Source organism: Halomonas cupida (assembly GCF_900142755.1).
Taxonomy (GTDB): Bacteria; Pseudomonadota; Gammaproteobacteria; order Pseudomonadales; family Halomonadaceae; genus Halomonas; species Halomonas cupida.
In genome coordinates this window covers 352,238-376,929 of record NZ_FRCA01000005.1, presented here as the reverse complement: position 1 = coordinate 376,929, position 24,692 = coordinate 352,238, and the positions used below count along the sequence as shown (strand labels likewise).

Below are 24,692 nucleotides of genomic sequence, written 5' to 3'. Positions count from 1 at the left end.
GATTGTCCTTACAGCACCCCCATGGGGCGCTGCACTTTCACCTCTTCTTCCTGAATCAATGGATTACGTAATGCACGGCCCAGGGCCGGCAGTTCGATCTCGAAACGATCTCCGGGCTGCACCCGAACCTGATCGGCAAAGCTCAGCGTCGCCGTGCCGAAGAAATGTACGTGGACATCGCCCGGGCGGCAGAAACCGGCGTACTTGAAGTGATGGTGCTCGAGATTGGCGATGCTGTGGGACATGTTGTCCTCACCGGTCAGGAAAGGTTTCTCCCACAGCGTCTCGCCGTTGCGAGTAATGCGGCTGGTGCCTTCCAGGTGTGCGGGTAGATCGCCGATCAACAGTTCCGGGCCATAGCTGCACTGACGCAGTTTGGAGTGGGCCAGCCACAGGTAGTTCTGCCGCTCGATGACATGATCGGAGAACTCATTGCCTACGGCAAAACCCACCCGCCACGTCAGGCCATCCGCCCCTACCAGGTAGAGGCCCACCAGTTCCGGCTCCTCACCGGCATCCTCGGCAAAGGCAGGTGCCGACAGCGGAGCTTCTGGCGCCACGACCCAATCGCCATCGCCCTTGTAGAACCACTCGGGCTGCACCCCGGTCTCACCGGGGCCTGGCCGTCCCGCCTCGACGCCCATATTGAACATGCGCATCGAGTCGGTCAGCTCTGAGTCATCGGCCTTCTGAGGCTTGTCCTTCTGAACCCCAGCCTTCAGAGCCTTGGCATGCATCGCCGAACGGGTATCGGCACTGCCCAGATGGGTCAGCCCGGTTCCGGTGATCAGGCAATGCGCCGGATCGGGATGGGTAAGTGGCGGCAGCAAACGCCCTTCGTCGATCAGCGGCTGATAGTCGATCAACTCCTCATCGAGACGCACCTCGACCACCGCCGACAGCTTCTGGCCACTATCGATGGCAATCCGTGCCAGCGCATAGACACCGCCCTCGATACGAATGGGTCTGACCGCATCATTGCTCTCGACCAGAGCCGCCCGCAGCCGCCCTTCATCCAGGTATTGAATCAGTCGCATGGCCGCCTCACTCGATGATGTTGAACTGGTCGAAGTACTGCTCGTTGAGCTCGAGACCCAGCCCCGGCACATCGTCATCGAGGTCGAGGAAGCCATCCACCGGCTCCGGGTCGCCCTTGAACAGGTAGTAGAACAGCTCGTTGCCGATCTCGACGTCATGCACCGGGAAGAACTCGGACATCGGTGAGGCCAGCGAGGCCATGGTCAGATGATAGTTGTGCATCTGCCCGGCGTGGGGGATGACCGGCACGCTGAATGACTCGGCGATGGCATTGATCTTGCGCGCCGCCGTGATGCCACCGACCCGGTTGGTGTCGTACTGCACTACCGATACCGCGCGCTGCTCGAGCAACTGACGGAAACCGTAGTGGGTGAACTCGTGCTCGCCGCCGGAAATCGGGATGCTGGTCAGCTTGTTGAGCTCGACATAGCCATCGATGTCGTCGGCGATCACTGGCTCCTCCAGCCACCGCGGCTGGAAGCGCTCCAGTTTGGGCAGGATGCGTTTAGCGTATTCCAGGTTCCAGCCCATATAGCACTCGAGCATCAGGTCGATATCCTCGCCGATGACCTCACGCACTGCCGCCACGCTGTTGAGGTTCTCGCGGACGCCCTGGGCACCATCCCTGGGGCCGTAGCCGAAGCGCATCTTCATCGCCTTGAAGCCCTGGTCGAGGTAGGACTGAGCCTCGCGCTGCATCTCGTTCAGGTCGGTGCGATAGAGCTTGGAGGCGTAGCAGGGAATCTTCTCCTTGGTACGCCCGCCGAGCAGCTTGAATACCGGCTTGCCCAGTGCCTTGCCCATCACATCCCAGATCGCGATATCGACACCGGAGATCGCCGCCATGCCGATGCCCTTGCGGCCCCAGGCATGGGTCGAGCGATACATGCGCTGCCACAGATACTCGTAATCGAACGGGTCCTGACCAATCACCAGCGGCGCCAGATACTGATCGATGATCGCCTTGGCAATCCGTGGCGCCAGCGCCACATTACCCAACCCGACGATGCCGGTATCGGTCTCGACCTCCACCGTGGTCCAGCCGTGGAAACGGAAGGTTCCCATGGAGTCCCCTCGGTCCCACAGCTCATCCATGGCGTTGGAGCAGAAATGCGCCTGCGGTGCCACGGTGTGCCCCTTCCACTCGAAAACACGAGCGCGAACGTTGCTGATCTTCATTGCTGTCTTGTCCTTGTATGCCCGTTCAGATGCCTGAAATCAGAGGGAACGCTTTCCTCTGAGGGTGTCTACAAAATCAGCGAACGAAGGCAAGACAAGGCGAAATTGAGCGAAAGAGCGCAGTTTACATGGAGTAAATGAGCATCTTGAGCTCGAGTTCAACACCGTATTGCCAAGTGCAGGCATTTTGTAGACATCCCTCTTCAGTGAGAACACATGGCCTTGACCAGATTGAAGGCATTGCGTGTCGGCGTCAGGTTGGCCTTGTTCTGTCCGGCGATGTCATAGGCCGTGCCGTGGGCCGGAGACCCCACAGGTACCGGCAGGCCGCCGAGAATGGTGACGCCCTCATGGAAGCCGAGCATCTTGATCGCAATCTGCCCCTGGTCGTGGAACATGGTGACCACCGCGTCCAGCTCGCCGTCGCGGGCCTTGAGGAAGATGGTATCGGCGGGGAAGGGACCGACAATCGAATACCCCTGGGCACGACACTTCTCTACCGCCGGCGCGATGATGTCGATTTCCTCACGACCGCAGGTACCGCCCTCTCCGGCATGGGGGTTGAAACCCGCTACCGCCACCCGCGGCTCGGCAAAACCAGCCTTTCTCAGGGTGTCGTGGATCAGCGTGGCCGCGGAGATGATGCGCTCCTCAGTGATGTAGGTATGCGCGTCCTTGAGCGGCACATGCGATGAGATACGCGAGGTCCATAGGGTTCCCAGGGTGTTGAACTCACTGAAGAAGTCCGTCACTCCCAGCTTGTTGACGAACCAGTGCAGCTCATCCTCGTGGCCCAGCCCGCCCAGCTTCATGGCGTACTTGTTGAGTGGCCCGAAGCAGATACCATCAACCTCACCGGCCTTGTAGCCCTCGATGCAGCGATCCAGCACCGCCAGCACGGAAGCGCCGCCATGCTCGTTGGCCTCGGCATAGGCCGTCTGCTCACGGGCCACGGTATCCATCTCGAGGAATACCGGGGAGTCATGCTCACGCACCTCGGCAAAGCTGGTCACCTCGGGCAGGTCGAGGTTGACGCCGACCACACGCTGGCCTTCTTCCCACAGCCAGCGGTCGCCGATCAGTACGGTATGGGTATCGGCGAAGACCTCGTTCTCGGCGAACAGCTTGGCAATCAGTTCGGGCCCGATACCACCGGGGTCGCCCAGGGTAACCGCAATGACCGGCTTGTTCTGGCTCATTGAGTTTTCGCTCATCTTGTTGTTGCTCATGAAATTCTCCTTATCCGTAGAAGGCGTGGACCAGACTCATCGGGATCGCCGGCACATAGGTGACCAGCATCAGCACCAGGAACAGTACGAAGATCATCGGCAGGTTGACCTTGGTGACTTCCCACATATCGGTCTTGGCAATCGAGCAGGCAGTCGCCAGCACCGAGGCTACCGGCGGGGTCTGCTGGCCAATGGCCAGGTTGAGAGTCAGGATCAGGCCGAAGTGGATCGGGTCGATGCCGATCTGAGTAACCAGCGGCATGACGATCGGTACCACCAGGATGATGGCCGCTGCGCCATGCAGGAACATGCCCAGCAGCAACAGCAGGATGTTGAGCAGTGCCAGCACCGCAACCGGATCACTGGTGATGGCAGTGATTTCCTGCGCCAGTTGCTGTGGCAGTTGCATCTCGGTGAGGAATAGCCCCAACACCGCAGAAGTGGCCACCAGCAGCATGACCACTGCGGTCTGGATGACGCCTTCAATGACCGCGCGGTAGAGGATCTTTAGATTGAGCTCGCGATAGACCAGTCCACCGATGACCAGTGCGGCGAGGACCGCAATACCCGCCCCCTCAGTGGCAGTAACGAAGCCACCGAAGATCCCGCCGAGAATGATCACCGGCAGCAGCAGCGCCCACATGGCCTCGCGGAACGCCTTTCCGAGGCGTGACAGCGAGAAGGCTTCCTCACGCGGCAGGTTGTACTTCACCGCATAGTAGTAACAGGCACCGGCGAGACCCACACCGCCCAGAATGCCGGGGATGATGCCTGCCACGAACAGCTTGACGATGGAAGTATCAGCGATGGCGCCATACAGGATCATCGACAGCGACGGCGGAATGATGATCGCCAGCGAGGCCGACGATGAGGTGATCGCCGCCGAGAAGTTGGGGTTGTACTTGCGCCGTTTCATCTCCGGAATCAATACCGACCCGGTGGCTGCCACATCGGCCACCGCCGAACCAGAGATCTCGGCGAAGAACATCGATACCCCGACGTTGACCATTGCCAGGCCGCCGCGAACGAAGCCAACCATGGCGGAAACCAGGTTGATCAGGCGAATCGAGATCCCCGAGGTATTCATCAGCGCACCGGCGAAGATGAACAAGGGAATCGCAATCAACGGAAACTTGGTGGCACCGTTGAACAGTGTCAGCGGCACATTGACCAGGGCATCAGCCCCCATGTAGAAGAATGCCCCCACCACACCCACGGTACCGATGGCCACGGCGATAGGGACATTGATCAGTACCAGAGCAAAGAGCGCAGCAATTACGACCAGCAGTGTCATGAGCGATGCTCCTTGAGATCCGCTTCGGCGGTACGAATCGCCTCTTCGATGGCTTCTTCCTCGCTGTCGACACCCGCACGCATCTTGCGCCAGGCCATCGGCATGCTGAACAGCTCACAGAGGATGAACAGCACCGCGCTGATCGGGATCACCGACTGGGTAACGTCCAGCCCGATGGAAGGCAGCGCCACCAGAGAATCCCAGGCCAGTACCTCGAGAACCCTGTAGCCATACCAGGCAACCACGCTGAAGAAGCCGATGACAATGACTTCCGAGAACAGGAACAGCGCACTGCGGATGGCGGGAGGAGACTTGGCAACGATTCCCGGAAAACCCATATGGGCACGCTTGAGTGTTGCCAGACAGGCGCCGTAGAAGCTCAGCCAGGCCAGGTTGATCGACGCTACCTCGTCATACCAGGGCAGCGAACCACCAAAGGTCCGCATCGCTACTGCACCCAGCACGATGACTGTGAGCGCCAACAGCAGGCCTACGGTGAAGGTTTCCAGCAATCGTTCGAGGATTCGGCGCAATTGATCCATTGCCTTCATCACATCGCCCTCGGTATCGGTTGTCGCAGAGGGCGCCTGCGCGGCGCCCACGTGAGAAGCCATCTCGCCTTACTCCTCAGCCAACGACATCGCGAGGTCAATCAGATCCTGACCACCGTCGACCTGCTCGGCGTAGGCTTCATAGACCGGCCGGCTAGCCTCGACGAAGGCCGCACGATCCACCTCATTGACGACCATGCCACCTTCTTCAAGGGTGGAAACCAGCTCATTGTCCAGCTCCAGGCCCTTGGCCAGTGCCCACTGCTGGGTCTCGGCGGCGACTTCCTCGATGGCGGTGCGCACGTCTTCCGGCATGGATTCCCAGCCACTGGCACTGGCCGACAGCCAGATCGGTGAGTAGACGTGGTTGGATAGCGACAGGTAATCCTGTACTTCCTGGAACTTGGCGCCGTTGATATTGGACAGCGGGTTTTCCTGGCCATCGACCACCCCGGTCTGCAGGGCCACGAAAACCTCGGAGAACGCCATCGGTGTAGGGTTGGCGCCCCAGGTGTTGAACATCAGCGTGCGCCATTCGCTCTGCGGGGTGCGGATCTTGAGTCCATCAAGGTCCGCCGGGACGTTGACGGCACGCTCATTGTTGGTGATCTGGCGGAAGCCATTCTCCCAGGTAGACACCAGATGCAGCCCCTGCTCTTCGGCATCCTCAGCCAGATCGGTCTTGACGATCTGCTCATCGATACGCAGCAGGTGATCACGATCCTTGACCAGGAAAGGCAGATCGAACAGGGCAAAACTCGGCGATACCGACGACATGATCGAAGAGATGCCCGCCAGGTCGACGGTGCCCAGACGCAGTTTCTGCAACAGCTGGCGCTCATCACCGATCTGACCGCTGTGGTAATACTCTACCTGATGCTCGTCACCCAGCCGCTCCTGCAGCAGGTCGGCAAAATGCTGGGAAGTCTGACCCTGCAGACTGTTCGGTGCTCCACCAATGGCAAACACGATCTCATCAGCCTGTGCTGCGCCAGCAGCAAGGCTCATGACGAGGGCGGATAGAGCAAGAGTGTGGCGTTTCATCGGGTCTCTCCCGTGGCGTTGTTGTGTTGTTGCTTAACGCTTTTTTCTAATTGAGTCTCTGCATCTGCTAAACTGGTCTAGTGGTTGGCCTACCGGACCAGTTACGACATGAATCTAGAAACATATGGGAGACCTCGTCAACGACAAGCGTTAGAATTGCGACCTTTGTCTAAAAGATTTGATTAAACGCTAGGAACGCGACGACTTCTGGTCTAGCGTATAGACCAGTACGTAGAGGAACCCTGACATGGAATCCACGGCCTTTGCCTTCGAGAAGACTCTCCAGAACAAGACCAAGAAAGACATCCTGGCAGACCGGCTGGTAAGCATGATCACCGATGGCCTGCTGCGTGACGGCGACGTTCTGCCCAGTGAGCGCGACCTGGCACAGCTTTTCGGCGTCAGCCGAGAAACCGTCAGAGGCGCGATTTCACAGGTCAGCGGCTATGGCCTGATCAATGTTTCCCAAGGCGCAAAGAGCCGTATCTGCGCCACGGAAAGCGAGCTCGGTGCCTACCGCAAGCGCAACATGCAGGACGACAGCTGCTTCGCCAATCGCTTCGACATCGAGTCGGTATTCGAGAGCCGCTTCGTGGTTGAAGGTGCCATTGCACGGCGAGCGGCGATGAATATCGACGATGAAGGCATTCAAGCGCTGGAAAACATGCTGGAGGCCCAGGCCGGCATGTTCGACGCCCCGGTGCTCCACTTCCAGCTCTCGGATGAAAGCTTCCACAAGCTGATCTCGGAATACGCCCGCAACGATATCCTCGCCGGTTACTCAGAGGACCTCTTTGCCTTCGGGCTGAAGATTCGCCGTCTGATACTCCAGGAACCGGGCGGCGTCGAGCAGAGCTATCGCGAGCACTGCCATATTGTCGAGGCGCTCAAGCTGCGTGACCCCGATGCCGCCGAGCGCGCCATGCTGGCCCACCTCGACAGCATCTACCGCACCACCAGGGCCAGGCTCAGCCAGTCATGAGACCTGATCACGGCTAGCGGAGCGTGGATAAAGGCGGAAAGAACGGAAAGAACGGAAAGAAAAAGCGGGCCCCACTGGGGCCCGCTTTTCATCACTGATCCTCTGGTTACCGCTTATGGATCGTGTTGTCAGATAGCGCTCAAGGCTTACTCAGGAAGCGCATAGACCACCACCTGATCGCCGACCTGATCCTTGAGGATCGAGTTACCCCCGGCAACAAAGGCAACGTATTGACGGCCGTTGTACTCATACACCGCGGGATTGGACACCGCCGGTGCCTCGGCTTGATCCGACCACAGCTGCTCACCGGTCTCCAGCGAGTAGGCACGCAGCTTGGCATCCATCGAAGCACCGATGAACACAACACCACCTGCCGTGACCGCCGGACCACCGATAGTGGGCGACCCCCAGCTCTCGGGCATGAAGAAGCCATACTGCTGTGATGCACCGATCGGGCGACGCCACTTCACATCACCGGTATGCATGTCCAGCGCTACGATCTCGCCGAAGGGCGGCTCCCAGCAGGGCATGCCGAGCCAGTTCAATGCCACTTCCAGCTGCATGCCATAGGGGGCACCTTCCTGAGGCGCGAAGCCACTCTCGTTGCCTGAACCACTGTCGGCTTTATCGTAGTCCTCGCGGTTGTAGAGCTTGACGTACTGCACGATATGCGAGGTGTTGACGATCGCCGTCTGGCTCACGGGGTCAAAGGCCACACCACCCCACTGCACACCACCGGCACTATCGGGATAGGTCAGGGTTCCTGAGCCTTGAGTCGTGGGAGGCGTGTACATGCCCTCATAGACGAGATCGTCCATCAGCCTGGAGCACTGACCAAAGCTGGCCGCATCCGCCAGTCCCCAGACTTTCGGCTTTTCAGCCTGGTCCAGCAGCGGTGCGGGCCGCGTCGGGAACGGCTGGGTAGGCGCATAGACCTCGCCCTCAACCATGCCATCACCACCGGGTACCGGACGCTCCTCGATGGGCCACACATCCTCACCGGTCTCGCGGTTGACCACAAACAGGAAGCCCATCTTGGTCGCCTGAACCAGCGCCGGAATGTTCTCGCCATCCACGGTGATATCCATCAGTGTCGGCGCGGCGTTGATGTCATAGTCCCACACGTCATGGTGGACCCACTGACGCGACCACACCACTTCCCCAGTCTCGATATCCAGCGCGGTTGTCGAGGTCGCGTAGGGAGCTTCCTCGGTGCGGTTGCCGCCCCAGTAGTTCGGTGAGGGCGATGACACCGGCAGATAGACCAGGCCACGTTCCTCATCCGCCGACATATGCGTCCAGACGTTGGCGGTGCCACTCTTCTCGCGCAGCGATTCAGGCAGTGCATTGAAGGTCCACTCCAACTCGCCGGTACGTGCATTCAGCGAAAATACCGTCCCCGGAGTCGCCTGCTCGTAGGCCCAGTCCTTGCCCGCCCACCCCAGAATCAGGTGGTCGCCGACCACCGTGGGCGGCTGCAGCAGCGACAGGGGCCAGCGATTGTTGGTGGTATTCCATTGGTTGACGTCGAGCACTCCGCCATCCGCAAAACCCTCGCACAGTTCACCGCTATCCGCGTCCAGGGCAAAGAGCTGAGCATCCATGGTGCCCAGGTAGACGATCTTCTGGCAGGACTCACCCTCAATCGGCTCATCGGCGGCCCAGTAGGAGACACCGCGACTCTTCAACGCCGGTTGGGTCAGCGCCTCGAGGGTCGACTCGGTGTCGAAGCTCCACTTCTCCTCACCAGTGGCCGGATCCAGCGCCAGCACACGATAGAAGGGAGTACCAATGTACAGGGTGTCGTTGGCGAAGACCGGTGTCGCCGACCAGACCGAGGGTGGGAGATCCCCCGAGCCATCCGAGACATCACCGGTGTGGATTTCCCAGACCTTTTCCAGCTCGCCAACGTTATCGGCGTTGACCTGGTCGAGAGGGCTGTACTTCTGGGCATTGAGCTGACCGTGGAAGCTGTCCCAGGTCGGTGATTCAGGCACCAGGGGAATCGGCGGCCCGGCATTGCCCTGCCGTGAAGCGTCACTGGCCTGAGGAGCAGATTGATTCTGAGCCTCCGTCCGGTCCTGTGTCGCCGGCGAATCCTGGCTGGCGGGTTGATCCTGAGCCAACAGCGGAGCAGACGAAAGGGAAAGCACAAGCGCAGAAAGCGCACCGAGGCACGGCGCCATGGGGCGGCGAGTTGGCATGAGTCGGCTCCTCAAGAATAGCTGTGAAGTGAAGTGCGCCTGGCGCAGGCAATGTCGAGAATCCAGCCCACCAGGCCAAGTGCCATGGCGGCACTGATCCACCACTGATGGAGTAGCAGTCCGGCGAAGGCTGTGCCGAACAACCCCAGCAGAATCACGACACGCACGAGGTTTCGCGCCGCACCGCCCTGAAGCCGAGACAGGATCCAGGCCAACAGCGCCAGCACCAGACAGGCCACAATGGCCACCAGAGCACCGAGGGTGCCGGTCACCCCGGTCAACGGCGTGAACCAGGCATACAGTGCAACTCCTAGCCCCACAAGTGACGCGATGACGAGCAACAGCGCGCCCAATCGATTCGACCTACGTTGTGACATGACAATACTGACTCCCTGTAAGGCTGGATGAATACCATTCTTTCCTGATTTAGACTCAGGTCGAATAGCACGCTAAGCACTATTGTAGTAGCTCGCATGCCGAATATCAGCCACAAGTGCTACCCCGCCCCCGCATTGAGCGAAAAATCGACGGTGATGACCAATGGAGTCACCATCTGCGGATGGCAACTCTCGGATAACAGGGACAGGATGGGGTGGGAGCGCGGGTTATCGAGTCTCGCGGCTCGTCCATATGTCTGGACGGAAATATAAGCCCGGCAAGCTCTTGCGCTGGGTTAGCCGCAGCACAGAGATGTGCCGCCACCGGCCATCAGGCCGACGCGAGTCCGCGCCAATCAATTCGAACTGGATGGTCGATTTGATTGCCATGTAATGGGTTCAGCCAAGATCCCCGAAGCGGGCCTGCAACAGGCTGAGGACGACCACCGGAGCGGTTTCGGTGCGCAGGATTCGGGGACCGAGGGTCAGCGCGGCGAATCCGGATTGCTCGGCGGCGTCCACTTCCCGCACCGAGAGGCCGCCTTCCGAGCCTATCAGTACGCAGGCGTTCGACACCGCTTCGGCTCGCTCGAGTGCCCCGGGGGTCCCCGGGTGCAATACCAGACGCAGCGACTCGTCCCGATCGGCCAGCCAGTCATTGAGCGGCACTGGCTCGTGAATCACCGGAACGGTGGCTCGGCCACACTGCTCACAGGCACTGACCGCTACGGCCTGCCAGTGAGCCAGCTTCTTCTCCTCGCGATCGCCCTTCAGCCGCACGTCGCCGTGTTCGGTGTACAACGGCGTAATCGCCGCCACACCCAGCTCAACGGCCTTCTGGATGGCGTAATCCATGCGATCTCCCTTGGAGATCGCCTGACCGAGGTGCACTGCCAACGGTGACTCGCCCTGGCCAGCCCGCACCACCTGAACTCGAGCGACGACGCGCTTGCGATCCACTTCACTCAGGGTGGCGGCGGCTTCCTGGCCCTGGCCATCGAACAACACCAGAGAGTCATCAGGCCTGAGGCGCAGCACCCGCCCGACATGACGAGCCGGCCCCTCGGGCAGAACGACGTCGCCGCCAGCGACAAGCGCGGCGGCGACGTGGATGCGAGGCCCGCTGAAAATAGCGTCAGACATCAGAAATCAAGGCCTGTCATCAGTGAGAGGTCGGTGCCTGCTGTTGCTCGGACTCGGGCTGCTCGGCCCCTTCATTGCGCTTCTTCTGCAGGTACAGCGCCTCGAAATTGACCGGGGCCAGCATCAGCGGCGGGAAGCCACCACGGTTGACCAGGTTGTCGATGCACTCACGGGCATAGGGGAACAGCACATTGGGGCAGAACGCGCCCAGAGTGTGATCCAACTGGTTGCCTTCGATGCCAGAGATACGGAACAGGCCGGCCTGCTGAATCTCGGCGAGGAAGCAGGTGGTGCCGCTTTCGGCGTGGGTAACCTGAGCGGTGAGCTTGATCACCACTTCGTACAGGTCGTCTGCCACCTTGTTGCTGGAGGTATCGATGTCCAGGCCGACCTTGGGCTTGAAGGGCTGGCCAAAGACCGCCGGAGAGTTCGGTGCCTCGAAGGAGATATCCTTGACGTAGATACGCTGCACCGCGAACTGGAGCTGCGGCTTTTCCTGCTGACCTGCCGCCTGGCCTTCGGCGTTGCCGTTATTGTCTTCCGCCATGAGACGATTCCTTATGTTCCAATGAATGTTGGAGCGCGGCTCCAATTTATTCAGCGATTTCTTGATGATGATAAAGGCACTGACGCTCAGCGCCTTCGGCAAAAAGCTCGTCCCTGCATAAAGGACATCACTTCTTGACGATCGGCAAGCTATCAGCCTGCCACTGGGTCATGCCACCGCGCATCTTGAGAGCGCGCTCGAACCCCGCCTTCTTCAGTTTGGCCTGAACGGCCCCTGAACTCTGGCCATGCTTGCAGACCACGATGATCGGCGTCGACTTGAACTTGTCGAGCTCGGCCATACGGCTATCGAGGTTGCTCTGGGGAATGTTGCGTGCGCCAGCGATATGCCCGGCCTTGAAGTCATTCTTGTCGCGAATGTCGAGGACGACGGCATCTTCACGGTTGACCAGTTGGGTCGCCTCGCTGGTCGTCACACCCCCGGCATTGGCGTTGCGCAGCTCGTAAATGAGCCATGCTGTCAGCACGGCAGCGAAGGCTGCTACCAACACTGGGTGGTTCTGCACAAATTCGAATAGCTGATCGATCATGGGGTCGGCTAACTCTTGTCGGGTGCTGAAATGAGGTCCGGTCAATACACCTGGCACGGTGGGCGCCCAGTATACACGAGCTTCGCCCTGCCTCGTGTGACGGTGTCGGTCGAGGATGGTGGACAGGATTGACGGTACCGGGCATGACGCCTGGCGCCGCCCTGCGATATGATGCCGCAAGGACAAGCGACTCGCGACCCCTGAACGACCCAGAGTTCTGAACAGAGGTTGTCGGCTCGTTGTGCGCGCACCAGCGTTAATCCACGACATCCGGAAACATTCCCGCGCAATCAGCGCCACTGTAGCCCCGGCAGCGAACACTTCCGCGGCGGCAGAGAAGGATGCCGGGCGTCATTATGACTAGAGGCAATTTCCGCATGACGGACACCGCGACTGCACCGCGCCCGGTGGCGCTGATCATCCTTGACGGCTATGGCCACAACGAGGACCCCACCGCCAACGCCATCGCTGCCGCCGACACCCCGAACATGGACCGCCTGTGGCTGGAGCGCCCGCACACCCTGATTCACACCGATGGTGGCCATGTTGGACTGCCTGACGGTCAGATGGGCAACTCCGAGGTCGGCCACATGAACCTCGGTGCCGGCCGCATCGTCTATCAGGACTTCACGCGGATCACCAAGGCCATCAAGGATGGCGAGCTGGATACCAATGCAGCGCTGACCGCACCCATCGACGCCGCCGTGGCCGCCGACAAGGCCGTTCACCTGCTGGGCCTGCTGTCCCCTGGTGGTGTCCACAGCCATGAAGACCATCTGCTGGCCGTGGCCGAGCTGGCCGCTCACCGTGGCGCCAAACGCATCTATCTGCATGGATTCCTGGATGGCCGTGACACCGCCCCCAAAAGTGCACGTCCGTCCATCGAGCGAGCCAATGCCAAGCTGGCCGAACTGGTCGGTGCCGAGAACGGCCATGTCGCCTCGATCATCGGCCGCTACTTCGCCATGGACCGTGACAACCGCTGGGATCGTGTGGAAAAGGCCTACCGTCTGATCACCGAAGGGCATGGCGAACATGTCGCCAGCTCCGCGGAGGAGGGCCTCGACGCCGCCTACGAGCGTGGCGAAAGCGATGAATTCGTCGGCGCCACCAGCGTGCGAGCGGCCGGCGATGCCATCACGGTCGAGGACGGCGATGCCCTGCTGTTCCTCAACTTCCGCGCCGACCGTGCCCGCGAGCTGGCACGCGCCTTCGTACTCGAGGAGTTCGATGGCTTCCAGCGTAAGGTGCACCCGACCCTGGCCGCCGATGGTCTGGTGATGCTGACCCAGTATGCCGCGGATATTCCAGCACCTTCAGCCTTCCCGCCGGTGGCACTGACCAACACCCTCGGTGAAATCATGGAGAAGCGCGGGCTGACCCAACTGCGTATTGCCGAAACCGAGAAATATGCCCACGTGACCTTCTTCTTTTCCGGCGGCCGTGAGCAGGAATACGAGGGCGAGACTCGCCTGCTGGTGCCCTCTCCCCAGGACGTCAAGACCTACGACGAAAAGCCCGAGATGAGCGCCTTCGAGCTCACCGACAAGCTGGTGGATGCCATCGACGGCGGCAGCTTCGACCTGATCATCTGCAACTACGCCAATGGCGACATGGTGGGTCACACCGGTGACTTCAATGCCGCAAAGGCCGCCATCGAGGCCGTCGACAAGTGCGTAGGTCGAGTGGTCGAGGCCATCGAGCGAGCCGGAGGCTCCTGTCTGGTGACTGCCGACCACGGCAATGCCGAGCAGATGGTCCACCCGGTCACCGGCAACCCCCAGACCGCCCACACCACCTTCCCGGTGCCGCTGGTCTATGTCGGTGCGCAGAATGCCCAGCTGCGTGATGGCGGCCGCCTATGCGACCTGGCCCCCACGCTGCTGACCATGATGCACCAGGACGTGCCGGAAGAGATGACCGGCGAGGTATTGATCACCCTGTCGTGAGCCGTTCCAGCCAGCCCTCTCATGCCGCTCGACACTACTCCGTTCCGGCCTCGCGCCGGTGCGGAGTAGTGTTGCGTCAGGTATTCATCGCCGGGCTCGGGCTGAGCCTGTGGCTGGGCGGCGCCCCCCAGCCGGAATCACGACCTTCGCCGCTGGCCATGAGCCAGACGCTGGCCGCACCCAGTGAGAGTGAAGCCCGCGCCCAGCTCGATGCCATCGGCGAACGTATCGAGCAGGCCAACCGCAGGCTCGAGGCAACGGACACTGTCCGCGACAACACCAGCGACGAGCTGGAAGCCATCGAGACCCAACTGGCCGAGACCAACCAGCAACTGGATGGAATCCAGGCAGAGCGGCGTCAGTTGAGCGAGGACATCGCCGAGCTCGAGCGGCGCCGGCAACTGATGGAGGACGAGCGCGATGCCCAGCGCGAGGCGCTCGGCAGGCAGCTCAATGCCCTCTACCGCCTTGGTCGCACGCCGCAGCTCAAGCTGCTGCTCAATCAGGATGATCCCGCTCGACTGGATCGTCTGCAGTCCTATCTCAATCACCTGGCGCAGGCCCGCAATGAGCGTATTGATATGCTGGCGGAACTGGATCGCCGCTTGACCGAGAACCGTCGCGAGCTCGATGGCCGCCAGCAGCGCCTCGACGAACTAGCCGCCGAGTTGCAGAGCCGCAGCCAGCAACTGGCAGAACAGACCCGGCAGCGCCAGGCAGTGCTGGCCGAACTGGATCAGCGCTATGACACCGAGGCCTCACGCCTCGAGGCACTCGATCAGGATCGCGCCCATGCCGAGCGCGTGCTGCGTGAAGTTCAGGAATCCATGGCGAGCCTTGACCAGCCATTGCCCTCGACCAATATCGAGCGCACCCGAGGAGATCTCCCCTGGCCTGTGCAGGGCGCCATGCTGTCGCGCTTTCATCAGGGGCGCGGTGTGCACCGCAACGGCATCCTGATCCAGGCGCCTGCGGGCACAGCGGTCAAGGCCGTGCACGCGGGTCGGGTCGTCTTCGCCGACTGGATGCGTGGCTTCGGCAACCTGCTGATCATTGACCATGGCGACCATGTCATGACCCTGTACGCACATCTGCAGCAGTTCGATGTCGGGGTCGGCAGCCGCATCGAAACCGGGCAGTCGCTGGGACGCGTCGGTGATAGTGGTGGCCGCCCGAGCCCGGGGCTCTATTTCGAGGTGCGCCGCGGTGGCAAGCCCATCAACCCGCAGAGCTGGATTGCACGGCGCTGATACCCCCGTGTAGACACGGAACTGAATCAGCCATTTTCATCGTCGGCAACGGCGGGCTATGCTGATGATCTTGTCCAACGCGCCGCGGAGACAGCATGACCAACCCTTTCGCCGCTATTTCGAGCCCATTGCAACGCCTCGGCATCGCCCTGAGCCTCGCTCTCGTCACCGCTGTACCCGGTGCTGCCATGGCACAGAGTACGCCGGATAACGACCTTCCTGTGGCCGAAATCCAGGCATTCTCCGAAGTGTTCGAACGCATCAAGCGCGCCTATGTCGAGGATGTCGACGACGCTACCCTGCTCAAGAACGCCATGCGTGGCATGCTCAGCGAACTCGACCCGCACTCCGCCTATCTCGACAGCGACGCCTACGAGAACCTGCGCGAGACTACCCAGGGCGAGTTCGGCGGTATCGGCATTGAAGTCGGTATGCAGGATGGCCAGTTGGTGGTCATTACGCCCATCGACGATACCCCCGCGAAGCGTGCGGGCCTGCAGGCCCGCGATACCATCCTGCGGATCAACGAGACTCCGACGGACCGCATGACTCTGCAGGATGCCGTGGATATGATGCGCGGCGAGCCCGGCACCGACATTCAGATTACCGTGGTCAGCGCTGGAGGCGGCACACCGCGCACCGTCACCCTGGTACGTGAAATCATCCGCACCGAAAGCGTCAAGAGCGAGATACTGGCCCCGGGTTATGGCTACCTGCGGGTCAGTCAGTTCCAGTCACGCACTGGCCAACAGGTGCTTGATGCACTGGATGACCTCCATGAGGACGGCCCGCTGTCCGGCCTGATTCTCGATCTGCGCAACAATCCCGGTGGCGTACTGCAATCCGCCGTTGATGTGGCCGACGCCTTCCTCAGCAGCGGCCTGATCGTCTACACCGAGGGTCGACTACCGGACAGCCAGATGAGTTTCTCGGCCACACCACGTACCGCCGAGCCCAATGTCCCACTGGTGGTGTTGATCAATGGCGGCAGCGCGTCCGCCGCCGAGATCGTTGCCGGTGCCCTTCAGGATCAGCGCCGTGCCGTGGTCATGGGCACCGAGAGCTTCGGCAAGGGCTCGGTTCAGCAGATCATGCCGCTGGGCAACGGCGAAGGGCTCAAGCTCACTACCGCGCTCTACTTCACACCCAATGGCCACTCGATCCAGGCCCAGGGCGTACAACCGGACGTGGAGGTCGTGCGCGGTCGCCTTGAAGTGGCCGAATCCAGCGGCCTACGGGTACGCGAGTCCGACCTGGCAGGCCACCTTGGCGATGAGGAAGAGGAGGCCTCCGGCGCCAGCAGTGCCCGCCTGGCCGAAGACTATCAGTTGGGCGAGGCGCTGAATCTGCTCAAGGCGTTGAATGTGATTGGCGCTCGCTATTAACATGGCAATCAAATAGCTCATCCTGATCGATTTGATTGTCGTCCGCACCACACTGGCGCAGATGCGCGGGTCTGCTGGTGTGGTGCGGTCTCGCGTCGGCCTGATGGCCGACGGCGACACATCCCTGTGCCGCCATTAACCCAACATGAAAGCATGCCGAGTTAATAAAAACAGTCCAGTAAACACAGTGGCCCGAGTCTTGCGACTCGGGCCACTGTGTTTTACGCCTGGTGGTCGAGACACCCGACGAGATTACCGACAACTATGTGGCAGACGACCACGCTGACCAGTCGCCTGCTGCATGATCAGACGCTTGAGCGGTCCCAGACGGTCGACGCCGGAAAGCCCCAGGTTGCGGGCCAGGGTCAGGGCCGGGTGTCGCGCGCCAAACAACATCCGGAAACCATCCATCAGCGCCAGCATCGAGGCGTTGTCACCACGTCGCCTACGCTGGTAGCGCGCCAACTGCCACTCCTCTCCCAACTCGCAGCCACGCTTGCGTGCCTGCAGGAGCTCCTCTGCCAGCACGGCGGCATCCAGCAGCCCGAGGTTCACCCCCTGGCCCGCCAGCGGGTGGATGCTGTGAGCCGCATCACCGATCAGCGCCAACCCGGGTTGGTAATAGCGCTGCGCATGGCGCTGGCTGAGCGGAAAGCACCAGGCCCGGTCCAACACTTCCACCTCTCCCAGGCGATGATCGAAGGCTCCGGCCAATTCCCCGGCCAACGCCTCCCGCTCCAACGCCTCGAGGCGCTCGGCCTCCTGCGGTGATGTCGACCATACGATCGAGCAATAGTGGCTGTCGCCCTCGATGGTCAGCGGCAGAAAGGCCAGTGGGCCGGTAGCGAGAAACGCCTGGCGGGCTGTTGCACCATGAGGCAGAGCCGTACGCACCGTGGTGACCAACGCATGATGGCCGGTATCCCGCTCGCTGATCTCGATCCCCGCCATCTGACGCAACGGTGAGCGAGCACCATCGGCAGCGACCACCAGCGACGCTGCCAGTTTCTCACCGTTATCCAGCACCACTTGCGGTGCGCCGGGATCACCACTCAATGACGCCACACGCTGTCCATAGTGTCGCGTAACGTTGGGCATCCTCGCCAGGCAGTGCTCCAATGCGGCCAGCACCACGTCATTCTCGACGATATGCCCCAATACCGGGACACCGGCCTGATCGGCTCGAAAGCCGATATCTCCCGAGCCCTCGCCATCCCATACCTGCATGGCGGTGTAGGGAGTCACTCGTCGGTCGCGGATCAAGGGCCAGGCGCCAAGGCCCTCCAGCAGACGCTGGGAGACAGGGGTCAAGGCGCTGACCCTGGGGGCCGGTTGACCAACTCCCACGTCAGCCAGCTCCAGCGCCTCCGGTCGCGGATCGACCATGGCGACGTTCAACCCCGCACGACCCAGCAGGGCCGCAAGGGCCGCACCGACCATGCCGATGCCGACGATCACCACGTCATGGTGGAGACTGTCCTGAGTATGTTCTGCATCCTGCACATCTTGCCTCATCTGTTGTCCGCCTCTGTTCCAACGATCCACGCCTACAACCGCGCGTCAGCGCAGCAGCGCAGCAGCGCAGTCAGTTCCGGTGAAGTCCGGGAGGGGGCAAATTCGATGATCTCGACCTCCACCAGCTGATGGATGCAGAACGGATCCCTGGCCACGATCTCTTCCAACGCTTCACGGCTCTCGGCTACGGCGAGAATCACCCCGCCAGTGCGTGGCACCTTGCGCCCGGAGGCAACAAAGACCCCGGCCGCATAGTAATGGTCAATGTACTCCATGTGAGCCGCCATATGCGGCTCGACTTCACTGGTGTCCCGCTTGTAGGTCAACGAGATGATGAACATGTCGAGAATCCTGTTTGTCGATATCCAGCGCTGGATTAGAGCCTGCCGAGAGGCCCTGGGGTTTGTCTCAAAAGTTGGCGAGCGATGGTCAAGCAAGGCGAAATTGGGTGAAAAAGCGCAGTTTACTGATCGTAAATGAGCACTTTGAGGCCGATTTCAACACTGCATGACCGAGCGCAGACACTTTTCAGACAGAGCCTAACGCTCACTACCCATGGCGCGTCTCGCCAGAGTACGGCGCAGCGGCCCGATCAGATTCAGGCCGATCAATCCAGCAGCTCGTGCATGGGAGAGCCATGGTTGGTCAATCCTGAACAACCGGATCAACCCATCACTGAAGCGGATCACATTACGCCGGTCATCGTCACGACGTCGCTCGAAATCCTGCAGTGTTGCGGCACTCCCCGGTGACTCCCCTGTACGCAGTCCAGCCTCGATGGCTTCCACCAGATCCATCACACTGCGCAGTGCGAGATTGAAGCCCTGCCCGGCCACCGGGTGCAGGGCGTGGGCCGCATTACCGAGCACCGCCAGGCCCGGCCGCACCGATTCATGGGCTCGAACCAGCGACAGCGGATAGGCATGCCGACTGCCAACCTTGAGAAAGGCGCCCGCACGGTCACCAAATGCCTGCTGCAGTTCACCGAGGAAGGCCTTGTCCGGCAGGGCCAGGCGGCGTTGCTCATCTCCGGCGGGGTGCGTCCAGATCAACTCCATGGCTTGACCAGGCAACGGCAACAACGCGATCGGCCCCTGGGAAGTGAAGCGTTCGAAGGCCATGCCCTGATGCGGCCGACTGACACCGATATTGGCGATCAGTGCGACCTGGTCGTAGGGATTGGCCTCACTGGTGATCCCCAGCGCTTCCTTGAGTCCCGAGCGCCCCCCATCGGCAAGTACCGTCAAGCCAGCATCCAGCACCTCGCCGGTGGACAATGTCAGGCGGTGACCTCCAGCTATCGGGACGATGCCCTCGACGCTCGCTGGACAGTGCCACTCCAGGGGCAACGTCGCCAGATGTCGGTGGAGCACCTGCCCCATCCACGCATTGGGGATTACGTAACCCAGGGCATCTACCCCAAGCTCTTCCGCACGCAACCGAGTGGCTCCCAGCCGGCCACGCTCACTGACATGAATCAGCGAGATGGGGCTCGCTTCACGAGCCATCTCCGACCACACACCCAGCGCCTCGAAGTGTGCCGCCGAACCAGTGGCGATAGCGCTGGCCCGTGCATCGAAGCTCGGCTGCCAGGCTTGCGAAGCGGTTTGCTCGTCCAGCTCAGGGAGGTCCAATGCGGTCGCCTCGATAACGGCTACACTGAGCCCATGACCTGCGATCAATCGCGCCAGAGCTGCACCGAGGCTGGCACCGACCAGACCACCGCCAATGATCGCCACGTCCACAGGGCGCGCCCTGTGGATATCTGATGCTTCCGTCTGCGGCGCCGCACCTTGCTGCTGCCCCATTATCGTATCCTGTAAAATCTTTACGTAATGGAAGATTTATTAGCAAGCTAACAGATTGTTTGGTGAACAATCATGCTTCCAATATCTCCACCAGCTCTGAACACTGACCACCTTGAACACGAGGTGATCAGTGCACCGAGCCGGGGGGCTCTTCCACCTTTTCCACCTGAGGGTGACCCGGGTGTTGCTCGGTATACAGCAACATGGCTGCCATCCGGGCATGTTCGGTCAATGCGAACAGGTCATTCTCGTTCTCGGCGCTGTCATCGATATCCGTTTCCATTGCCGCCAACCCCGGCAAGTCGTCAATCGCTTCACGCAGTGCTGCCGACCATGCCTTGCGCGGCTCATCCCCGGCATCCTCGATGACCTCGAGAAAGCCCAGCGTCCACTCCTTGAGGCCCTGAGCATGCTCGGCAAGCGAAAACAGCTCATCCGGCAGCATGGGTTCGAAGTTCAGTTCACTGCTGGACAGAGCATCCAGCGTCTGACGGCGCCAGCCCAGCAGGCGTTCGGCACTCGCTTCATCACGGGGTTGCTCGACCCCAAGACTGATGCAGACCTCTTCCAGCCAGGCTTCGGCACTCAGGTCATGCAGCGCCAGGCCGGCACACAGGCGACCATCAAGAAAGGCTGGCGATTGCATACTGCCGTGCAGCAAAAATACGTCGGCAATGGAGGAAAAATCCTGGCGTTCACTGATCAGTGACATGGTATCTCTCGCTGGAGCCCCAGCACGGCGGGGCGGTATGACATTGACCACCTGCTCGGAGCTCTCTTATAGTGACTGGCATTCATTGAGGTTGATGGCAAACTATTGCGCTGACGTTTGTCAGCACCCTCGTTATAGTAAATGGTAACGCATTGCCAACCGCTCGCGCTGCGTTCCTGCTCTTGAGCCGTTGATTGATGTTTTCGCAGCCCGCCCCGGAGCCAGCCATGACCGATACCACTCGGCACAAGACAGAAATTTCCCTTCTCGAGCGCACCTATACCTTCGCCTGCTCGGCTGAGGAGAAGGACAAGCTGGAACGCGCCGGACGTTATCTGGATCGCGCATTGCAGGGCATTCAGGCCCAGGGCAAGGTCAGTGACCGCGAGAAGATCACCATCATGGCGGCACTCAACCTGGCCAACGAACTGCTCGAACTGCGCGATGAGAAACAGGCAGGAGAGCAGAGCGTCAACGCGTTGAGTGAACGTCTCGAGAAGGCGCTCTCCAACGCCCCACAGCGTAGCTGAGCCCCGACCAGCTCTATGTCCCCGGTTTTCCCTTGAGTTTGTCTTTGGGCCTGCCCGTCGGTCTGGTAGAATGCAGAGGTTCCCTGGGGTGTGCGCCAGTCGTTTATCGTCCCTCGAGCCTATGAGCATTACCCAGGGGGCCATATGCTAGCCAGGCCCGTGTGCAAGTCCGTGCGACGGAAAGCCTGACGGCCTGGCTGCGGCCACCCACCTTGAACCAATGGGTTCAAGGGCCAGAACGACAGCGGCATTCTGGGGAACTCCTGTCATGAGTAACACCTGCGCATCAGGCGAGATCGGAATAACCGATACCACCTTGACCCGTGCTCAGTTGCGTCGTCTGCTGCGCCAGCGTCGACGTCAGCTCAGTCCGGGTGAACAGCGCCAGGCCAGTCAGCGGCTGTGTCGTCAGCTGCGCGGCCTTCCCGAGATGCTCTCGGCCCGACATGTTGCGCTCTACCTCCCCAACGATGGTGAAATCGATCCCGTCCCTCTGCTTGACTGGCTTCGCCAGCGCAACGCCAACGCCTATCTTCCCGTACTGCGCCCTCTGGCCGACAATGCGCTCTGGTTCGTGCGCTATGACGCCCGCACTCCGATGATCCGCAACCGTTTCGGTATTCCCGAACCGGACAGCCGCTTCGGAGCCCTCCGGGCACGACGCATGCCGACCTGGGCATTGGATGTGATTCTACTGCCGCTGGTCGGCTTCGACGATCAGGGACAGCGCATCGGTATGGGAGGCGGCTTCTATGATCGCACTCTGGCCTTTACACATCCGCAGAATGGCCCGAGCAGGCCGCGCCCGAGACTGATCGGGCTCGCTCACGAAGTTCAACACGTCGAATCACTTCCCGTCGCCAGCTGGGATGTTCCACTCGACGCCATCGTGAGTGATGAGAGAGTTATCAGAGCTCGACGTTGAGGCCCAAATGCAATCCGGCCGTCACAAGGGACGACCGGATAATGTCATTGTCATGGAGAACACTGTTCGTAAATCGTCGTCGGATTTGCCGTCTTCCTTATCCGCGATAACCCTGCGATGTCGTGGTCTGCAAATGGTGTCAGCCACCATCTCAGCCCCTTCACCACTGGAGGCAGATCAGGACTAACCACCCACCAGAGCTTGTGCGTAACCGGTCGCTACAACGCCGATACCGAAGACCAGTACCAGTGCCGCAACAAGGTCAGGCTTGCGATTCATTTATTTGCTCCCTTGTATGGCTGAACAAGCCACGATGGCTTTATTCAGATTACCGACATTGAATTCATGACATTGCAATAACTGAGTCAGACTATAGGCAGACACCTGCTCTATGACAAATGCCACAATCGAAAACGGCAAGGCAAAACAGCGTCAGCTCAGGTGTTTCCATGTGAGTCAGTGCTTGCACGCGCAGGATACCCCCGTTCTCGACAAGATGCTACGCTCCGCAGCAGTCTCGCACTTTTTCTTCAGACATCTTCTTCAGACCTCCCGGCTGCGCAGCACTGCTGAAGATACTTCACCAATGCCTGATGAGCCTCTTTCTTCATCAACAGTCACGTATTTTATTAACATGGTAATCAAATAGCTCATCCTGATCGATTTGATTTTCGTCCGCAGTATAGGGCGCCGACACAGGATCCAATGCTTCCTGATAGGGAAAGCAATAGCTGCACGAAATGGCACAGAAATAACTGGCTTGACGTAAGGAAGAGCCGTGTCAGAAGTGGCACAACGACACAGCTCTATCGATCGGTCGGATTCAAGCCATGAACAGGCGATAGGCGGGATTATCGCTTTCCTTCCAGTAGCGGTAGCCAATCTCGTCGAAGTATTCCTCGACGTGACTGCGATCGCCATTGGGCAGCTGCATACCGACCAGTACACGGCCATAGGCCGCACCATGGTTTCGGTAGTGGAACAGGGAGATGTTCCAGTCCTGCGGCAGATGGGTCAGGAAGTTCATCAACGCGCCGGGGCGCTCAGGGAACTCGAAGCGATAGACCTCTTCGTCGAAGTGCGACTGCGGCCGGCCACCCCCAAGGTGGCGAATATGCAACTTGGCCAGCTCATTGTCGGTAAGGTCCTCCACCGGATAGCCGGCCTCGATCAGTTTCTCGATCACCGACTGACGGTCCTCGCCACCCGGCTTGACCTGGATACCGACGAAGATATGCGCCTGATCGGCATCGGCGTAGCGATAGTTGAACTCCGTTACCATCCGTTTACCGATGGTACGACAGAATTTCTTGAAGCTGCCGGGGCGCTCGGGAATGGTCACGGCGAGAATCGCCTCGCGCTGTTCGCCCAGTTCGGTACGTTCAGCGATGTGCTGCAGACGATCGAAATTGGTGTTGGCACCGGAATTGACACAGATGAGTGTCTGATTCTCCACGCCGGTCTGCTGAATATATTTCTTGAGGCCTGCCAGTGACAACGCACCAGAGGTTTCCGACACCGCACGGGTATCATCGAAGATGTCCTTTACTGCCGCACACATCTCGTCGGTGTTGACGGTGATGACATCATCGACCAGGTCGCGGCACAGCTTGAACGGCACCTTGCCGATCTGCGCCACCGCCACTCCTTCTGCGAACACACCCACCTGGTCCAGCACCACTCGCTTGCCGGCCTTCAACGCCGCCTTGAGACAGGCACTGTCTTCGGACTCGACACCGATGACCTTGATGTCCGGGCGCAGGTACTTGATGTAGGCCGCCATTCCGGCAATCAGTCCGCCGCCACCGACCGGGACGAACACCGCATCAATCGGGCCACTGTGTTGGCGCAGGATCTCCATCGCCACGGTGCCCTGACCCGCCACGACATCGATATCATCAAACGGCGGAATATAGGTGTAGCCGTGTTCCTTGACCAGTTCTTCGGCATGCTCGGCAGCAGCGGCAAAGGCATCTCCCTTGAGGATGACCCGGGCCCCCCAGCCACGTACCGCCGCCACCTTGATCTCGGGGGTGATGCGCGGCATGACGATGATTGCCTTGACGCCCATCTGCCTGGCCGCCATGGCCAGGCCCTGGGCATGGTTCCCCGCCGAAGCAGCGATCACGCCACGGCTTTTCTGCTCATCACTGAGCTGCGCCATCTTGTTGTAGGCGCCACGAATCTTGAACGAATGAACCGGTTGAAGATCCTCGCGCTTGATCAGAATCTGATTGTTGAAGCGACGGGACAACATGGGCGCCGGAGAGATCGGCGTTTCCCGGGCGGCATCATAGACCCGGGCCTGGAGAATCTTCTTGACGGTAGCTTCTAGCATTCGGGGCGTCCAGCGAGGTAGGAAGAGCAACAAAAGCCCCTATTGGTAGCATCGACTTACCCTGGTCGTCCAGCCATAACCCCCTGGGTTCGTCTATAATGGGCGCCCGCAACACCTGTTTGACTACCCATTTTCACTGCGA

The 24,692-nt window shown here is 60.5% G+C and carries 23 protein-coding genes and 1 other RNA gene; 7 read left to right on the top strand and 17 right to left on the bottom strand.

Features of this window, described 5'->3' with window-relative positions; all coding sequences use genetic code 11:
- Positions 1-8: 8 nt before the first annotated feature.
- The 6 genes from araD1 to BUE38_RS11900 form a co-directional block, all read right to left on the bottom strand.
- A complete protein-coding gene (gene araD1 / locus BUE38_RS11925) occupies positions 9-1,037 on the bottom strand; it encodes an AraD1 family protein (RefSeq protein ID WP_073435414.1) in 1,029 nt (342 codons plus the stop codon).
- Positions 1,038-1,044: 7 nt separating this feature from the next.
- Complete coding sequence (locus BUE38_RS11920) at positions 1,045-2,217, bottom strand: L-rhamnonate dehydratase (RefSeq protein WP_073435413.1); 1,173 nt, start codon at positions 2,215-2,217, stop codon at positions 1,045-1,047.
- A gap of 203 nt (positions 2,218-2,420) precedes the next feature.
- Positions 2,421-3,446 (bottom strand): 4-hydroxythreonine-4-phosphate dehydrogenase PdxA, encoded by a 1,026-nt coding sequence (locus BUE38_RS11915; protein ID WP_234986924.1) that lies wholly within the window; start codon positions 3,444-3,446, stop codon positions 2,421-2,423.
- Between the two features lie 10 nt (positions 3,447-3,456).
- Entirely contained in the window at positions 3,457-4,740 is a 1,284-nt protein-coding gene (locus tag BUE38_RS11910; RefSeq protein ID WP_073435412.1) for a TRAP transporter large permease, read from the bottom strand.
- Positions 4,737-5,354: a TRAP transporter small permease gene (locus BUE38_RS11905; RefSeq protein ID WP_200802176.1), complete on the bottom strand. Its 618-nt coding sequence runs from the start codon at positions 5,352-5,354 to the stop codon at positions 4,737-4,739. The genes BUE38_RS11910 and BUE38_RS11905 overlap by 4 nt, the downstream gene beginning before the upstream one ends.
- Positions 5,355-5,360: 6 nt before the next feature.
- Positions 5,361-6,335: a TRAP transporter substrate-binding protein gene (locus BUE38_RS11900; RefSeq protein ID WP_073435411.1), complete on the bottom strand. Its 975-nt coding sequence runs from the start codon at positions 6,333-6,335 to the stop codon at positions 5,361-5,363.
- A gap of 247 nt (positions 6,336-6,582) precedes the next feature.
- Here BUE38_RS11900 and BUE38_RS11895 point away from each other — a divergent pair, with 247 nt between their 5' ends.
- On the top strand, positions 6,583-7,317 hold the full coding sequence (locus BUE38_RS11895) for a FadR/GntR family transcriptional regulator (RefSeq protein ID WP_073435410.1): 735 nt from the start codon (positions 6,583-6,585) through the stop codon (positions 7,315-7,317).
- Between the two features lie 146 nt (positions 7,318-7,463).
- Here the strand turns inward: BUE38_RS11895 and BUE38_RS11890 are convergent, their stop codons facing one another.
- The 5 genes from BUE38_RS11890 to BUE38_RS11870 form a co-directional block, all read right to left on the bottom strand.
- Positions 7,464-9,521, bottom strand: coding sequence for a pyrroloquinoline quinone-dependent dehydrogenase (locus BUE38_RS11890; protein WP_073435409.1), 2,058 nt, complete (start codon positions 9,519-9,521; stop codon positions 7,464-7,466).
- A gap of 11 nt (positions 9,522-9,532) precedes the next feature.
- A complete protein-coding gene (locus BUE38_RS11885; protein WP_073435408.1) occupies positions 9,533-9,898 on the bottom strand; it encodes a hypothetical protein in 366 nt (121 codons plus the stop codon).
- Positions 9,899-10,297: 399 nt separating this feature from the next.
- Positions 10,298-11,041 carry a 16S rRNA (uracil(1498)-N(3))-methyltransferase gene (locus BUE38_RS11880; protein WP_073435407.1) on the bottom strand — a complete coding sequence of 248 codons (744 nt, stop codon included), beginning with the start codon at positions 11,039-11,041 and terminating at the stop codon, positions 10,298-10,300.
- A gap of 19 nt (positions 11,042-11,060) precedes the next feature.
- A complete protein-coding gene (gene secB / locus BUE38_RS11875; RefSeq protein ID WP_073435406.1) occupies positions 11,061-11,588 on the bottom strand; it encodes a protein-export chaperone SecB in 528 nt (175 codons plus the stop codon).
- A gap of 127 nt (positions 11,589-11,715) precedes the next feature.
- Complete coding sequence (locus BUE38_RS11870; protein WP_073435405.1) at positions 11,716-12,138, bottom strand: rhodanese-like domain-containing protein; 423 nt, start codon at positions 12,136-12,138, stop codon at positions 11,716-11,718.
- Positions 12,139-12,515: 377 nt separating this feature from the next.
- On the opposite strand from BUE38_RS11870, the gene gpmI reads away from it, so the two are divergent.
- The 3 genes from gpmI to BUE38_RS11855 all read left to right on the top strand — a co-directional run bounded on the left by gpmI (position 12,516) and on the right by BUE38_RS11855 (position 16,722).
- Positions 12,516-14,087, top strand: a complete 1,572-nt coding sequence (gpmI, locus tag BUE38_RS11865) for a 2,3-bisphosphoglycerate-independent phosphoglycerate mutase (RefSeq protein WP_073435404.1) — start codon at positions 12,516-12,518, stop codon at positions 14,085-14,087.
- 68 nt (positions 14,088-14,155) lie between these two features.
- The gene (locus tag BUE38_RS11860) at positions 14,156-15,337 is read left to right on the top strand and encodes a murein hydrolase activator EnvC family protein (protein ID WP_371860410.1); all 1,182 of its coding nucleotides are present in this window, start codon (positions 14,156-14,158) and stop codon (positions 15,335-15,337) included.
- A gap of 95 nt (positions 15,338-15,432) precedes the next feature.
- A complete protein-coding gene (locus tag BUE38_RS11855) occupies positions 15,433-16,722 on the top strand; it encodes a S41 family peptidase (RefSeq protein WP_073435403.1) in 1,290 nt (429 codons plus the stop codon).
- Here BUE38_RS11855 and BUE38_RS22955 read toward each other — a convergent pair.
- The 5 genes from BUE38_RS22955 to BUE38_RS11835 form a co-directional block, all read right to left on the bottom strand.
- Positions 16,688-16,858, bottom strand: a complete 171-nt coding sequence (locus tag BUE38_RS22955; RefSeq protein WP_159438882.1) for a hypothetical protein — start codon at positions 16,856-16,858, stop codon at positions 16,688-16,690. The two genes, BUE38_RS11855 and BUE38_RS22955, sit on opposite strands and share 35 nt — an antisense overlap.
- A gap of 116 nt (positions 16,859-16,974) precedes the next feature.
- Entirely contained in the window at positions 16,975-18,237 is a 1,263-nt protein-coding gene (locus tag BUE38_RS11850; RefSeq protein WP_073435402.1) for a UbiH/UbiF/VisC/COQ6 family ubiquinone biosynthesis hydroxylase, read from the bottom strand.
- A 32-nt stretch (positions 18,238-18,269) separates the two neighbouring features.
- On the bottom strand, positions 18,270-18,578 hold the full coding sequence (locus tag BUE38_RS11845; protein ID WP_073435401.1) for a YciI family protein: 309 nt from the start codon (positions 18,576-18,578) through the stop codon (positions 18,270-18,272).
- A 198-nt stretch (positions 18,579-18,776) separates the two neighbouring features.
- The gene (gene ubiH, locus BUE38_RS11840) at positions 18,777-20,045 is read right to left on the bottom strand and encodes a 2-octaprenyl-6-methoxyphenyl hydroxylase (protein WP_073435400.1); all 1,269 of its coding nucleotides are present in this window, start codon (positions 20,043-20,045) and stop codon (positions 18,777-18,779) included.
- Positions 20,046-20,172: 127 nt separating this feature from the next.
- Positions 20,173-20,757 carry a UPF0149 family protein gene (locus BUE38_RS11835; protein WP_073435399.1) on the bottom strand — a complete coding sequence of 195 codons (585 nt, stop codon included), beginning with the start codon at positions 20,755-20,757 and terminating at the stop codon, positions 20,173-20,175.
- A gap of 227 nt (positions 20,758-20,984) precedes the next feature.
- Here BUE38_RS11835 and BUE38_RS11830 point away from each other — a divergent pair, with 227 nt between their 5' ends.
- From BUE38_RS11830 to BUE38_RS11820, 3 genes are all read left to right on the top strand, one after another.
- On the top strand, positions 20,985-21,287 hold the full coding sequence (locus tag BUE38_RS11830; RefSeq protein WP_073435398.1) for a cell division protein ZapA: 303 nt from the start codon (positions 20,985-20,987) through the stop codon (positions 21,285-21,287).
- Between the two features lie 77 nt (positions 21,288-21,364).
- Positions 21,365-21,550, top strand: a non-coding RNA gene (gene ssrS / locus BUE38_RS11825) — 6S RNA.
- A gap of 5 nt (positions 21,551-21,555) precedes the next feature.
- Entirely contained in the window at positions 21,556-22,212 is a 657-nt protein-coding gene (locus BUE38_RS11820; RefSeq protein ID WP_084541899.1) for a 5-formyltetrahydrofolate cyclo-ligase, read from the top strand.
- Between the two features lie 823 nt (positions 22,213-23,035).
- Here the strand turns inward: BUE38_RS11820 and ilvA are convergent.
- On the bottom strand, positions 23,036-24,550 hold the full coding sequence (gene ilvA / locus BUE38_RS11815; protein WP_073435397.1) for a threonine ammonia-lyase, biosynthetic: 1,515 nt from the start codon (positions 24,548-24,550) through the stop codon (positions 23,036-23,038).
- Positions 24,551-24,692: the final 142 nt, after the last annotated feature.

Bases quoted from the DNA above. Each gene is read 5' to 3' on its own strand.
- araD1 (WP_073435414.1), bottom strand. From the start codon at position 1,037: ATGCGACTGATTCAATACCTGGATGAAGGGCGGCTGCGGGCGGCTCTG.
- BUE38_RS11920 (WP_073435413.1), bottom strand. From the start codon at position 2,217: ATGAAGATCAGCAACGTTCGCGCTCGTGTTTTCGAGTGGAAGGGGCAC.
- BUE38_RS11915 (WP_234986924.1), bottom strand. From the start codon at position 3,446: ATGAGCAACAACAAGATGAGCGAAAACTCAATGAGCCAGAACAAGCCG.
- BUE38_RS11910 (WP_073435412.1), bottom strand. From the start codon at position 4,740: ATGACACTGCTGGTCGTAATTGCTGCGCTCTTTGCTCTGGTACTGATC.
- BUE38_RS11905 (WP_200802176.1), bottom strand. From the start codon at position 5,354: ATGGCTTCTCACGTGGGCGCCGCGCAGGCGCCCTCTGCGACAACCGAT.
- BUE38_RS11900 (WP_073435411.1), bottom strand. From the start codon at position 6,335: ATGAAACGCCACACTCTTGCTCTATCCGCCCTCGTCATGAGCCTTGCT.
- BUE38_RS11895 (WP_073435410.1), top strand. From the start codon at position 6,583: ATGGAATCCACGGCCTTTGCCTTCGAGAAGACTCTCCAGAACAAGACC.
- BUE38_RS11890 (WP_073435409.1), bottom strand. From the start codon at position 9,521: ATGCCAACTCGCCGCCCCATGGCGCCGTGCCTCGGTGCGCTTTCTGCG.
- BUE38_RS11885 (WP_073435408.1), bottom strand. From the start codon at position 9,898: ATGTCACAACGTAGGTCGAATCGATTGGGCGCGCTGTTGCTCGTCATC.
- BUE38_RS11880 (WP_073435407.1), bottom strand. From the start codon at position 11,041: ATGTCTGACGCTATTTTCAGCGGGCCTCGCATCCACGTCGCCGCCGCG.
- secB (WP_073435406.1), bottom strand. From the start codon at position 11,588: ATGGCGGAAGACAATAACGGCAACGCCGAAGGCCAGGCGGCAGGTCAG.
- BUE38_RS11870 (WP_073435405.1), bottom strand. From the start codon at position 12,138: ATGATCGATCAGCTATTCGAATTTGTGCAGAACCACCCAGTGTTGGTA.
- gpmI (WP_073435404.1), top strand. From the start codon at position 12,516: ATGACGGACACCGCGACTGCACCGCGCCCGGTGGCGCTGATCATCCTT.
- BUE38_RS11855 (WP_073435403.1), top strand. From the start codon at position 15,433: ATGACCAACCCTTTCGCCGCTATTTCGAGCCCATTGCAACGCCTCGGC.
- BUE38_RS22955 (WP_159438882.1), bottom strand. From the start codon at position 16,858: ATGGCGGCACAGGGATGTGTCGCCGTCGGCCATCAGGCCGACGCGAGA.
- BUE38_RS11850 (WP_073435402.1), bottom strand. From the start codon at position 18,237: ATGAGGCAAGATGTGCAGGATGCAGAACATACTCAGGACAGTCTCCAC.
- BUE38_RS11845 (WP_073435401.1), bottom strand. From the start codon at position 18,578: ATGTTCATCATCTCGTTGACCTACAAGCGGGACACCAGTGAAGTCGAG.
- ubiH (WP_073435400.1), bottom strand. From the start codon at position 20,045: ATGGGGCAGCAGCAAGGTGCGGCGCCGCAGACGGAAGCATCAGATATC.
- BUE38_RS11835 (WP_073435399.1), bottom strand. From the start codon at position 20,757: ATGTCACTGATCAGTGAACGCCAGGATTTTTCCTCCATTGCCGACGTA.
- BUE38_RS11830 (WP_073435398.1), top strand. From the start codon at position 20,985: ATGACCGATACCACTCGGCACAAGACAGAAATTTCCCTTCTCGAGCGC.
- BUE38_RS11820 (WP_084541899.1), top strand. From the start codon at position 21,556: ATGAGTAACACCTGCGCATCAGGCGAGATCGGAATAACCGATACCACC.
- ilvA (WP_073435397.1), bottom strand. From the start codon at position 24,550: ATGCTAGAAGCTACCGTCAAGAAGATTCTCCAGGCCCGGGTCTATGAT.